This window comes from Phyllobacterium sp. TAF24 (genome assembly GCF_052113785.1).
Classification (GTDB): Bacteria; Pseudomonadota; Alphaproteobacteria; order Rhizobiales; family Rhizobiaceae; genus Phyllobacterium.
In genome coordinates, this window is the sequence record NZ_JBFRDN010000021.1 from 91,043 (window position 1) to 103,917 (window position 12,875).

Consider the following 12,875-nt stretch of genomic DNA (forward strand, 5'->3'; position numbering starts at 1 on the left):
GGATTGACGGTTCGTTTGTTCGCTTCGCAAAATGGGCGGCAGCGGATATATTGTAGCGAAGAAAGCGGTCTGCAAAGCATATGAGCGCGATTTCAGAAGCAAACACCCCATCTGCCCCCCCTGCCGCCGTTCAGGAGCGCAAGCGACTGTCGCTCGATTGGCTTGGCGTGATGCCGTTCATCATCTTCGCGGTGATGTTTCTGGTTCTGCCGACGATCTATCTTGTGGCTGGCGCATTTCAGGATGCGCAGGGCAATCTCACCCTTGCCAATATCGGCAACCTTTTTCAGGCGTCCATCATAGATGCCTATGTCATATCAATCAAAATCTCGCTGACCTCGGCGCTTTTGGGTGCGTTGATTGGCTTCTGCATTGCCGCAGCGATCACCCTCGGCGGTCTGCCCAGCTGGATTCGCGCTCCGCTGATGACCTTCTCCGGTGTCGCATCGAATTTTGCCGGTGTTCCGCTGGCCTATGCCTTCCTGTTTACATTGGGGCGCACGGGACTGGTCACTTATCTGCTGGTCAATGTTTTCGGCTTCAACCTCTACGCCCATGGCTTCAATCTCTTGAGCTTCTGGGGTCTGACGCTGACCTATCTCTACTTCCAGATTCCCCTGATGGTTCTCATCATCACCCCGGCGCTTGACGGGTTGAAGCGGGAGTGGAAGGAAGCCGCCCTTATTCTCGGTGCCACCAGCCCGCAATATTGGCGCATGGTGGCATTTCCGATCCTTTGGCCTGCCCTGCTCGGCACTATTCTCCTGCTTTTCGCCAATTCCTTCGGCGCCATCGCAACAGCCTACGCCCTGACGGGATCATCACTCAGTATCGTTCCCATCGTTCTTTATGCGCAAATCCGCGGCGACGTCCTGCAGGACCCGCAGCTTGGTTTTGCGCTGGCTTTCGGCATGATCGTCATCACCGGTATTTCCAACGGCATTTACATCTGGATGCGCGCCCGCAGTGAACGGTGGCTGAAATGAAGAAAACCAACCGCATCTGGTCCTGGCTCGCGCTCGCCTTCGGCATTCTCTATTTTGCTTTGCCATTGATAGGATTGCTTGAATTTTCTCTGCGCATGCGGCGCGGCACCTATTCGCTCGATGCCTATTGGGTTGTGCTGGCTGACCCCGGATTTCAGGCAACCTTTGCCTATTCGGTGGTCATGGCCATCGCCACCATTATCGTTGGCGTTGTTCTGGTTGTTCCAACCGCCTATTGGGTGCGTCTGCGGTTACCCGGCTGGCGGCCATTCATCGAGTTCATAACGCTGCTGCCGTTGGTTATCCCGGCAATCGTTATCGTCTTTGGCTATATCAGGCTCTACAATACCTCATCGATGCTGCCACTCACAGGCTCGGCGATGGGAACAAATATCCTTCTCGTTTTCGGTTATACGACGCTGGCCCTGCCCTATATGTACCGCGCCGTCGATACGGGCCTTGGCGCCATCGATATCCGCACCATGACGGAAGCCGCCGAAAGCCTTGGTGCAAGCCGGGTAACCATCATGTCGCGCATCATTCTTCCCAATGTGCTTGTCGCGGTTCTGTCGGGCGCATTCTTGACCTTTGCCATCGTCATCGGTGAATTCACCATGGCGGCACTGCTCAACCGGCCAGCTTTCGGCCCGTTCCTGCAGCTGATGGGTGCCAACCGGGCTTATGAGCCAGCGGCTCTATCGGTTATTTCGTTCGCCATTACCTGGGTCTGTATGGGGCTTATCCAGGTCGTAACCCGTTTCAACAAATCCCTCGCGGCAACAAAGCGATAATCGGGAACCTAGCCAATGTCATTTCTCACCATCAGCCATTTGAAAAAGAGTTTTGGAGCCACCACGGTGGTTCACGATTTCAATCTTGATATCGAGAAGGGTGAGTTCATCTCTTTCCTCGGCCCCAGTGGCTGCGGCAAGACGACGGTTCTGCGCATGGTGGCCGGGTTCGAAACGCCAAGCTCCGGCATCATCAGCATTGGCGGCAAGGACGTCGTCAACCTCAAGCCGAACCAGCGCAATATCGGCATGGTGTTTCAGGCCTATGCCCTCTTCCCCAACATGACAGTGGCGCAGAATGTCGCCTTTGGTCTGAAGGTCGCCAAGAAGCCGCAAGCCGAAATCAACGCGACGGTGCATGAGATGCTTTCGCTGATCAAACTCGATCATCTTGCTGAACGTTTCCCCTATCAACTGTCAGGCGGTCAGCAGCAGCGCGTTGCGCTCGCCCGCGCGCTTGCCACCAAGCCGCAGGTTCTGCTGCTTGACGAGCCGCTGTCGGCGCTCGATGCAAAAATCCGTGTTTCCCTGCGCGAAGAAATCCGCGCGATCCAGCGCAAGCTTGGCATCACCACAATTTTCGTCACCCATGATCAGGAAGAAGCTCTGTCGATCTCCGACCGCATCGTCGTTATGTATGAAGGCCGCGCCGAACAGGTTGGTACACCATTCGAGATTTATAACCAGCCGGCGACACGCTTCGTGGCTTCCTTCGTTGGCACGCTGAACACGCTGGATGCTGTCGTGCGCGATGCGGCAACAGGCGTTATCACCGTCGACGGCAAGGACGTCTCGATTGGCTTGAAGCGCCTCAATGGCCACAAAACGGGCGATAAGATTTCCCTCGCCGTGCGCCCGGAAGCCGTCAGTCTTGGCGAAGCAACCGACAAGCGTGAAACAACGCTCGACGGCCGCATCAACAGCGTGCACTTCCTCGGCTCAGTCATCCGCATCCGCGCATCGCTTGGCGAAAACATCGTCTCGTTCGACACGTTCAACAACCCAAGCGCCCCGCCACCCACACCGGGCGAAGACGTCAAGGTCAGCCTCGCCGCCAAGGATTTGCTGGTTCTGGAGCATTAGGAATTTCCAGCGATTAGCACACGGTTCCAGCTGTGAATCTCGCGATGTACACAACCGATTTGGTGCTCGGCTAAGCGGATGTAATCATATGGTTGCAATCGACGTTGTTGAAGCTGTAGCCAATTATCAACTCTGGTGGAAAGCTTGGAGCTTGGCCGCGAGAGGAAATCATTCTGACGCGTAATGGGATGCCCGTTGCCAAACTTATCCCGTTCCCGGCTCCCACGCGTGTTGAAGCAGCACGGCACATCCTTGCTGGTCTCAACCTGCCAAAAACTGTCGACGAATTTAATGCCGGTGATGAAGATCTTGCGGATTTATTCCGCTGAATGCTTGCGTGGCGGAATTGCCATGAGCAGCATGACACCGAGGTTAATTGCGAAGAAAATGCCAAAGGTCTCGAGGGTTTCATCAATCGGTAAACCGGGTTTCCAAGCATAGACGGTAAACCACGCTGGAAACGCCAGCGCCTCGAAAAAGCGGTATATGAACAGTCTTGGCCAGGATTCGGTATCGGACTTCGAAAAGCTCTTACCGGTTCGCCCCCAACCCATCGTAACAACCACGTAGAGACCAGAAGCAAGGGTTTTTATCAGAGCAAGACCGGCTGAATCACCCTGCAAATAGGTTGCGCCTCCCATGACGGCCATGAATGTTATGCACAGCAGCAGCTTTCCCCATATAGGCGGAATTTTGCGTATCCCGATCATCAGTCTCGATAGACCCTCTGTCACTTCTTTTCATCAAAAATAATATCAGATGCGTCGACAAAAACTATACGACTCTAGTCGCATATGGCGGCTTCATCCTTGTACAAAAAAGGGCGCCTCCCGGCGCCCTTTCGCTTGTTCTTCCGCGTGGCTTCAATCAGCCTTCAATCGCTTCATCCAGCAGTTTCAGCACTGCTTTCTTTGTCAGTTTGACCGGGTTACCGCCTGCAGTCGGATCGACTATGGCCATGTCGGCAATCAGCTCTTTCTGCTTTTTGCTCATGCTCAGATCCTTGATCAGGCCGGGCAATGTGTGCGGCACTTTCAGCTCTTTGCGCAGCCTGATGATCGACTTGGCAAAGCCATCGAACCCACCCTTGATACCGATATAGTTGGCGAGCCGTCCAATGCGCTCCTCCACCGCATCGCGGTTGAACGCCAGCACATAGGGCATGAACACCGCATTGGTCATGCCGTGATGGGTATCATAAAGCGCACCAATTGGATGCGACAGGGAATGGATCGCGCCGAGACCTTTCTGGAAGGCCGTAGCACCCATCGCAGCGGCACTCATCATATGCGCCCGAGCCGTCAAATCCTTGCCATTGGCATAGGCTTTCGGCAGATTTTCGAAGACGAGGCGAATGCCTTCAACGGCGATACCATCGGCCATCGGGTGATAGCCCGGTGCGCAATAAGCCTCCAGGCAATGCGCCAGCGCATCCATGCCAGTGCCTGCCGTGATGAAGGCGGGCATACCGACAGAGAGTTCCGGATCGGCGATAACAATCGCTGGTAGAAGTTTTGGATGGAAGATGACCTTCTTGGTGTGGGTCTCTTCATTGGTGATGACACCGGCGCGGCCAACCTCGGAGCCCGTCCCCGCCGTTGTCGGCACCGCGATGATCGGCGCAATCACATCGCTGTTGGCGCGGGTCCACCAGTCGTCCACATCCTCAAAATCCCAGACCGGCCGGGTCTGGCCCGCCTGAAAGGCAATGAGCTTGCCAAGGTCAAGCGCCGAACCGCCGCCAAAGGCGATAACGCCGTCATGCTTGCCCTTCTTGAACACGGCAATACCGGCGGTCAGGTTGGATTCAACCGGGTTCGGTTTTACCTCGGAGAAAACACCATAGGGGATTTTCGCATCATCGAGGATTTTCAGCGTGCTTGCCACAACGGGAAGTTTGGCAAGGCCGGGATCGGTGACGAAAAGCGGCTTCTTGATGCCGGTTGCTTCGAGAACCTCAGGCAGTTCCTTGATGCGGCCCGCACCGAAGCGAACGGTGGTCGGATAGTTCCATTTGGAAATCAGCTTGCTCATTGTGTGTCTCTTTCAGAAAGTCAGATCGCTTCGCGCAGGTGGAAGGATTTTGGTCGGGTCAGATTGCCATAACCGATTGCAGACATGGCACCGCCCTTGCCGGTTTCCTTGACGCCGGTCCACACCAGTGCCGGATCGATATAGTCGCAGCGGTTCATGAACACCGTACCGGTTTCGATCCTGTCACCAATATCAGCGGCCCGGTCCGTGTCAGTGGTCCAGAGCGAAGCCGTCAGCCCGTACTGGCTGTCATTCATCAGCGCCAAGGCTTCCTCGTCATTGCGCACCTTCATGATGCCGACAATGGGGCCAAAGCTTTCCTCACGCATCACACTCATCTGGTGATCAACACCGGTGAGCACTTCGGGCGCAAGATAGGGCGATCCCGCCTTGTCATTGGCAACGCTCATATTGACATGCGCCTTTGCACCCTTGCGCAAGGCTTCCGCCTTCTGCTCGCGGATCAGTTCGGCAAAGCGTGTCTGCGCCATCGGTCCCATAGTCGTTGCCGCATCCAGCGGATTGCCGACCACATACTGCTTGGTGAGGTCAATAAAGCCATCAACAAAACGGTCATAGACATCCGCATGCACATAGATGCGCTCAATACCGCAGCAGCATTGGCCGGAGTTGAAGAAAGCGCCATCGACCAGATTGGCAACGGCGTGATCCAGATTGACATCCGGCAACACATAGGCCGGGTCCTTGCCGCCAAGCTCAAGCCCGAGCGTCATGAATGTCCCCGCAGCCGCCTTCTCGATGGCGCGCCCACCACCGACGGAGCCGGTGAAATTGACATGATCAATGCGGCCCGAACCCAAAAGCTTTTCGGTCTGCGCATGGCCAAGCACAATGTTCTGGAACACACCCTTCGGCAATCCGGCCTTTTCGAAAGCCTGCGCAAAGCGCTCGCCGACCAGCAACGTCTGCGCCGCGTGTTTGAGGATGACGGTGTTGCCAGCCATCAGCGCCGGGATGATCGTGTTGACTGCTGTGAGGTAGGGATAATTCCATGGCGCAATGACCATGACGACACCAAGCGGCACGTGCTTGATGTAGCGGCGAAAACCCGGTCTGTCGTTTTCAATGATAGGCGCAAGCGCCTGTTCAGCAATCTTGACCATATAACGCGTGCGCTCTTCAACGCCGCCCTTTTCCCCGCCGTAACGCACAGGACGGCCCATCTGCCATGCGATTTCAGGCACGATCTCGTCGTTCATAGCAAGCAGTGCATCCAGTGCCGCAAGGCAGAGCTGGCCGCGCTCGGCAATGCTCGTTTGCGACCAACTTACCTGCGCCAGCTTTGCCGCTTCCACGGCAGCATCAATGGCCTTGTCCGTTGCAATGGGGCGTTCCGCATAAATGGAACCGTCAATGGGGGTGATCAGTTTGACCATCTCGGTCATGGGGAAACCTCTAGTCTGTGTTTTTTAAAACTGGACCTGTCCCGCAACTTGAAATCGCGGGACAGGCTTTTGGTGTGATCTTCAATACCGTTCGAAACCGCGATGCAACTCCCAATCGGTGACGCGGCGGTCATATTCGAACTGTTCCCACTTGGCGGTGTGCACATAGTGCTCCACCACATCTTCGCCGAGTGCCGTTTTGAGCATTTTCGACTTGGCCAGCGTGTCGGTGGCTTCACGCAAAGTCTTTGGAATTTCGCGCAGCTTGGCGCCGCCATAGGCATCGCCCTGAAATGGCTTGTCGAGTTCAAGCTTTTCATCAATCCCCGCCAGACCCGAGGCAATCAGACCGGCAAAGGCGAGATAGGGATTAAGGTCTGCACCGCCGATACGGCATTCAATACGGATGCCCTTGGTGCCCTCACCGCACAGGCGGAAACCCGCCGTCCGGTTGTCGAGGCTCCAGACATTTTTCGTCGGCGCGAATGTACCCGCCTGAAAGCGCTTGTAGGAGTTGATATAGGGCGCGAGGAAGAAGGTGAAATCGTCGGCATATTTCAGCTGCCCGGCCACCCATTGCCGCATTAGCGGCGACATGGTGTGTTCCGCCTTCTTGTCGAAAAACAGCGGCGTCTTGCCATCGGCACTCCACAGGGAATTGTGGACATGGCTGGAGCTACCGGCCAGTGAATAATCATATTTGGCCATGAAGGTGATCGCCTTGCCCATCTGGGTGGCAATTTCCTTGCAGCCGTTTTTCATGACGACATGACGATCCGCCATTTCAAGCGCTTCGGCATAGCGCACATTGATTTCTTCCTGACCCGGACCCCACTCGCCCTTGGAATTTTCGACAGGAATACCCGCATCAAACAGACCATTGCGGATGGCGCGCATAACGGCGTCTTCCTTGGTGGTCATCTGGATCACATAATCCTGAATGTAGGGGGAAGCAGTGCTCATGCCCTTCCAGTGTTTGGCCCGGGCGCTCTCATAGGTTTCGTCAAAGAGATAGAATTCCAGCTCCGACGCAAAATAGGCGAGATAGCCACGCTCTTTCAGTCGTGCGAGCTGACGCTTCAGGATTGCGCGCGGCGAATGGGCGAGGTCCTCATGATGGTGATGATCGAGAATATCGCACAGGACCAGCGCACATTTTTCCAGCCATGGAATATGGCGGATGGTGGAAAGGTCAGGCTTGATGACAAAGTCGCCATAGCCCTGTTTCCAGCTGGCAGCCTTGTAGCCGGGCACCGGCTCCATATCGATATCGTTGGCCAAAAGATAGTTGCAGCCATGGGTCTCGTCATGGGCAGATTCGACAAAAAAGCTCGCATGAAAGCGCTTGCCGATCAGGCGGCCCTGCATATCGACGAAGCAGGCCAGCACCGTGTCTATTTCGCCATTGGTAACGTGGCGCTTTAATTCGTCGAAACTCCAATGTCCGGGCATTATCATCTATCCTCAAGCAGAAATGTGATCAGGGTCAAAAATCAGGGCAACCGGCGCAAGCCGGTCGCCCCATCTTGCAATCAGCCTCTTTCACCAACAGCCTTTTCGGCAGCGGCAATTTCAGCGGCGCGCTTGGCCACGGCATCGCCAATGGGCGGACCCTGAAAGCGGCGGCGTTCAAAGCCGAACCAGACAATGGCCGTCACGATAAGGAAGCCCACGGTGATGTAGAGCGCACCTTCGTTTGGTGCCTGAATACCAAGGATGAAGATCAGAGCCATTGCCACTATCGAGAGAACTGCAAACAACTTGAATCTGCCCTCGCCCATGTCCCATGGCCCCATCTTGTTCCATTTCGGCGTACCCCAGGCAAACAGGCCAAGCGCGATTGGAATAGCGAAGGAGAAGAACAGGAAGATCACTGTACAGGAAACAACGATCGTATAGACCTTGGTCTCACCGAATGGGATCAACGACGACAACCAAACGAAAAGAACAGCAAGCGTTGAGCCTGTCCAGATAGCAGTGACCGGCGTCCGGTATTTCGGATTAACTGTGGAAAGCGCCTTGGATGCTGGAAGCCCCTTGTCACGGGCAAAAGCAAAGATCATGCGTGACACTGAAGTCACTGTAGCAAGGCCGCAAAGAAACTGGGAAAGGAAAATCATGAAGTACAGGATGTTCTTTACCAGCGGGTTGACCTGTTCATTCATTGCCCAGAAGAACACATTCCAACCCTGTGCGGCGGCTGTGTCCATGTTCGGGATCATCAACACAAATGAGCAAAGCATGATGTAGCCGAAAACTGCCGACCACAACACGGATGAGATCATGCCACGCGGAACAGAATGCGCAGCACGGACGGTTTCTTCCGAAGTATGTGCCGAAGCGTCGTATCCGGTGATTGTATAGATCGGCAGCAATAGCCCGAGGAGGAAAACCCATAGACCCGAATTTGTTGGCCAGACACTTCCGCCAGCTTCTCCCGAGTAATTAGAAAATGTGAAAAGCCGAGCAAAATCATAGCTATCGGCGACGACAAGACACGTTACTGACAAGGCAATTGCGGTTACAAAGATCAGATAGCCGGAAAAATCCGTCAACTTGGCGGTAAGGCCAATCCCCATGTGATTGATCAGGGCCTGAATGCCAGTCAGAATGATTAAGAATATCACTTGCGTTGTGATTGTATCGACAAGGCCAAAATATCCGCCGAATGCACCAAGGAAGAAGGAATAGGTACCGGCATTGATGGCACCCAAAACGGTGATGAGACCGAGGAGGTTGAACCATGCGGTCAGCCAGCCCGTGCCGCGATTGCCGAGGATTGAGCCCCAGTGATAGAGCCCACCTGCTGTCGGATAGGCCGAGCTGATCTGCGCCATGGCAATGGCGAAAACCGCCGAGACAAGACAGCCGAGCGGCCAGCCGATGCCGATAGCAGCACCACCGGCACCGGAGGTTGCCTGCGCCAGCGAATTGATACCGCCGGACAGAATGCAGATAATCGAAAATGAAATGGCAAAGTTTGAGAAACGGCTCATGCGCCGTTCCAGTTCCTGGGCATATCCCATGCCGTGGAGGACTTTGGTGTCCTCCGACTTATCAACATCAGTATAATCTTGGTGTGTCATCGTACTCACGTTCCCCGTTATTTTTGAGAGATTTCTAACGTCAGATACCAGTCATTCAGCGTGTGTTTGCCGCCYTCCCCATGATGGAAAGCGGCCCTTGGGCAATTTCCTTCAAAAGGACCGAGAGTATCCCGGCCCATGTTTTTTCTTCTTTTGTATTGGTGATGAGATCGTTGCGGATCTCGATCATGACTGCCGCAAGTCCATGCGCGGAGGCATGGCGTTCCAGCGTGTAATAGACCCGGTCAGCGGGCGAATAGGGCTCGTTGATACCGACGCGGAATTGATCCAGTGCCTGCAAGCCCGCAATCAGCGGCGCGGCGACCTGATCATATTCGTCATGGATGATGCCGATGTGCCAGGGGCGTTCGACGCCGCGATAGACAGGCGTGAACGAATGCACCGCGACATAAACAGGTGCAGGGAAACCCTTCGCCACACGCGCCTTTGCCAATTGTTCAATCGCCTGATGATAGGGCTGATGGGATAGCGCTATGCGACGCTGCTTCTCTGCCTCGTCCAAATCCACATTATCAGGAACGCTGGTGAGTTCGCTGGTAGCTGGGATCAGGTCATGCGCCTCAAGCGGCCGGTTGCAATCAATGATCAGCCGCGACACGCGCGATTCAACCAGCGGCGCATTGAGCAGCGCGCTCATCACCTGACTGACACCAAGCGCACCCGGGTCCCAGGCTATATGCTTTTGCAAATCACCGGCCTCAAGTCCAAGACGACCGTATGGCGCAGGAATATGATTGGATGCATGATCGCAGAGAATGACAAACGGCGAGCTGCCATCGGGGTTGGATACCCGAACCGGCTCCCAGACACTTTGCGTGGCCTGCGATAATCCCATTTTGCCCTCTTCGGCAATTTGTACTTTACATTACATTTTGTATTTTTATTTCCACTCTCGTATGATTTGATACATAAGTCACAAAATTGTCAAATGCGAAAATCGCGATTCTGAACTCTGTTCGAAAGAAGTTTGATGGGGACCAGTATTTCCGAACTGATCAGCGAGAAAATCGATGCCATGTCGGCCTCGGAACGCAAGGCCGCGCAGACGCTCATCGCCAATTACCCGCTGATCGGCCTGCGCACCGTGGCGGAGTTTTCGGCTCAGGCGGGGGTGAGTTCACCGACGATCCTGCGTTTCGTCTCACGCCTCGGCTTCCAGAGTTATCCGGAATTTCAGCAGGCGTTGCAACAGGAACTGGCGGCGCAAATCCAGTCGCCACTCAATCGCACGACAATCGTTCAATCATCAAGGGAAGGTGCGGCCTACCCGCTGATGGAAGCAGCTATCGAGAACATCCGTGAAACGTTTCATCATCTCTCCACCCAGCAATTGGATGATGTCACAGACGCACTCAGCCGAACCCGCACCCATGTCTATCTGCTTGGCGGACGCTTCACCGATCCCATCGCCATCTATATGGCGGCGCACCTGAAAATCATCCGCTCCGGCGTCACCCATCTCACGGGACAGGAAAGCAACTGGCGCGATCAGCTGATCGATATGGGCAAGAAGGATGTCCTCGTTATCTTCGACATCAGACGCTATCAGGACAGCCTTATCCGCTTTGCCGAGAAGGCACAGGCACGCGGCGTGGAAATTGTTTTGATCACCGATCAGTGGCTCTCACCCATCGCCCGCTTTGCCCGCCATGTGATTGCGGGACGCACGGCAGTGCCCTCGCCATGGGACTCCTCCACCACGCTTTTTCTCATGGCTGAAACACTGATTGCCGGGGTGACGCAGAAGCTGCAAAACAGCAGCGCCGAGCGCATCAGCGACATGGAACAGTTGCGTGATGGCTGAGATTGTCATTGCTCGAACAGCACATTGATATACAAATGTTCACCCGGGCCGGGGTTCCCCCAAGCGCCCGCGTTCGAATCGAATAAAGCAAGGACATAATCATGCAGCAAGCTGACATTGGATTGATCGGCCTTGGCGTCATGGGTGCCAATCTGGCGCTCAACATCGCCGAAAACGGCTATCGCGTCGCGGTTTTCAACAGAACGGTCGAAAAGACCCACGCCTTCCATCAGGAAGCAGGCGCGCTCAAAGACAAGATCATTCCTTGCGAAACGCTGGAGGAACTCGCCAAGAACATCCGTGCACCACGCCCGATCATCCTGATGGTGAAAGCTGGCGACGCCGTTGATGAGCAGATCGCCGCGCTAAAACCGTTCCTTGCCAAGGAAGACATTATTATCGACGCGGGCAATGCCAACTTCCACGATACTGTCCGCCGCCTGAAGGAACTCGGCGCCAACGATCCGACATTCGTCGGCATGGGTGTATCCGGCGGTGAAGAGGGCGCACGCCATGGTCCGTCCATCATGGTTGGCGGCACGCCCGAATCCTATGCGCGCATCGAGCCGGTGCTCACAGCCATCTCGGCAAAATATGAAGGCGAATCCTGCTCGGCATTGCTCGGCCCCGATGGCGCGGGTCATTTCGTCAAGACGATCCACAATGGCATTGAATATGCCGACATGCAGATGATCGCCGAAATCTACGGCATTTTGCGTGATGGCCTCGGCCTTGCGCCTGCCGAGATCGGCAAGATTTTCGACAAGTGGAACAAAGGCCCGCTCAATTCGTACCTGATCGAGATCACTGCAAAAGTTCTTGCCGCGACCGACACGGAAACAGGCAAACCAGCCGTCGAAATCATCGTCGACAGCGCGGGCCAGAAGGGCACCGGCCGCTGGGCGGCCATTGAGGCGCAAATGCTCGGCATTCCCGCCACCGGCATTGAAGCCGCCGTCGCTGCCCGCTCCATTTCCGCGCTTGGCGGCGAACGCGCCAAGGCGGCAAAAGCCTATGCGTCGCTCGGCACACCAAAGCTCGCTGGCACCGACCAGTCATTCATCGATGCGCTGGAACAGGGCTTGCTTGCGGGCAAAATCGCCGCCTATGCACAGGGCTTTGCCGTGATGTCCGGTGCTTCGGCAGAGCATGGCTGGAACATCCCGCTCGATATCACAGCCAAAATCTGGCGCGCGGGCTGCATTATCCGCTCACAATTCCTCGATGAAATCGCCTCGGCTTTCGCCGGTGGCGGACAGGACAATCTGCTGCTCGCCCCATCGTTTGTCGAACGCATGAAGACCGCCTCGTCTGCCCTGCGCGATGTGGTGGCAAAAGCGGCCCTTGCCGGTCTGCCCACCCCGGCGCTTGCCGCCGCACTCAGCTATTTCGATGGCTACCGGCAGGCCCGTGGTACCGCCAATCTCATTCAGGCCCAGCGGGACTTTTTTGGCGCCCATGGCTTCAAACGTGTGGACAAGGATGGTGATTTCCACGGTCCGTGGTCTGATATTGGGTGAGAGGTGGGTTGCAGTGCCAATCGGAAGCGGTGCAGAACTTGACTCCCAATACCGCACCCCTCTCCGTCATCCTCGGGCTTGACCCGAGGACCCATCAATTGAAAGCGCAGACATCCGGGCTCGTTTGAGCCTCTTAGCCGTGGG

At 55.5% G+C, this 12,875-nt stretch carries 11 protein-coding genes; 5 read left to right on the forward strand and 6 right to left on the reverse strand.

What is annotated here, in order from left to right; genetic code table 11:
* Positions 1 to 170: 170 nt before the first annotated feature.
* Genes AB4Y96_RS17990 through AB4Y96_RS18000 form a run of 3 tightly spaced genes read left to right on the forward strand, consistent with a single transcriptional unit; the run spans position 171 to position 2,860 of the window.
* Positions 171 to 986, forward strand: a complete 816-nt coding sequence (locus AB4Y96_RS17990) for an ABC transporter permease (protein ID WP_441918880.1) — start codon at positions 171 to 173, stop codon at positions 984 to 986.
* Positions 983 to 1,777: an ABC transporter permease gene (locus AB4Y96_RS17995; RefSeq protein ID WP_091878178.1), complete on the forward strand. Its 795-nt coding sequence runs from the start codon at positions 983 to 985 to the stop codon at positions 1,775 to 1,777. Before AB4Y96_RS17990 ends, AB4Y96_RS17995 begins: the two co-directional genes overlap by 4 nt.
* 15 nt (positions 1,778 to 1,792) lie before the next feature.
* Positions 1,793 to 2,860, forward strand: a complete 1,068-nt coding sequence (locus AB4Y96_RS18000) for an ABC transporter ATP-binding protein (RefSeq protein WP_091878180.1) — start codon at positions 1,793 to 1,795, stop codon at positions 2,858 to 2,860.
* 317 nt (positions 2,861 to 3,177) lie between these two features.
* On the opposite strand, the gene AB4Y96_RS18005 is transcribed toward AB4Y96_RS18000, so the two are convergent.
* The 6 genes from AB4Y96_RS18005 to AB4Y96_RS18030 all read right to left on the reverse strand — a co-directional run bounded on the left by AB4Y96_RS18005 (position 3,178) and on the right by AB4Y96_RS18030 (position 10,242).
* Positions 3,178 to 3,510, reverse strand: coding sequence for a hypothetical protein (locus AB4Y96_RS18005; RefSeq protein ID WP_139210404.1), 333 nt, complete (start codon positions 3,508 to 3,510; stop codon positions 3,178 to 3,180).
* Positions 3,511 to 3,727: 217 nt separating this feature from the next.
* Complete coding sequence (locus AB4Y96_RS18010; RefSeq protein WP_441918864.1) at positions 3,728 to 4,894, reverse strand: iron-containing alcohol dehydrogenase; 1,167 nt, start codon at positions 4,892 to 4,894, stop codon at positions 3,728 to 3,730.
* Between the two features lie 20 nt (positions 4,895 to 4,914).
* The gene (locus AB4Y96_RS18015; RefSeq protein WP_441918866.1) at positions 4,915 to 6,300 is read right to left on the reverse strand and encodes an aldehyde dehydrogenase family protein; all 1,386 of its coding nucleotides are present in this window, start codon (positions 6,298 to 6,300) and stop codon (positions 4,915 to 4,917) included.
* Positions 6,301 to 6,381: 81 nt separating this feature from the next.
* Positions 6,382 to 7,752 carry a glutamine synthetase family protein gene (locus AB4Y96_RS18020; protein ID WP_441918867.1) on the reverse strand — a complete coding sequence of 457 codons (1,371 nt, stop codon included), beginning with the start codon at positions 7,750 to 7,752 and terminating at the stop codon, positions 6,382 to 6,384.
* Between the two features lie 80 nt (positions 7,753 to 7,832).
* Entirely contained in the window at positions 7,833 to 9,386 is a 1,554-nt protein-coding gene (locus AB4Y96_RS18025) for an amino acid permease (RefSeq protein ID WP_441918869.1), read from the reverse strand.
* Between the two features lie 55 nt (positions 9,387 to 9,441).
* A complete protein-coding gene (locus AB4Y96_RS18030) occupies positions 9,442 to 10,242 on the reverse strand; it encodes an N-formylglutamate amidohydrolase (RefSeq protein WP_441918871.1) in 801 nt (266 codons plus the stop codon).
* A 135-nt stretch (positions 10,243 to 10,377) separates the two neighbouring features.
* On the opposite strand from AB4Y96_RS18030, the gene AB4Y96_RS18035 reads away from it, so the two are divergent.
* Both AB4Y96_RS18035 and gndA read left to right on the forward strand, forming a co-directional pair.
* The gene (locus AB4Y96_RS18035) at positions 10,378 to 11,211 is read left to right on the forward strand and encodes a MurR/RpiR family transcriptional regulator (protein WP_091878196.1); all 834 of its coding nucleotides are present in this window, start codon (positions 10,378 to 10,380) and stop codon (positions 11,209 to 11,211) included.
* Positions 11,212 to 11,312: 101 nt separating this feature from the next.
* Positions 11,313 to 12,731 (forward strand): NADP-dependent phosphogluconate dehydrogenase, encoded by a 1,419-nt coding sequence (gndA, locus tag AB4Y96_RS18040; RefSeq protein WP_441918873.1) that lies wholly within the window; start codon positions 11,313 to 11,315, stop codon positions 12,729 to 12,731.
* Positions 12,732 to 12,875: the final 144 nt, after the last annotated feature.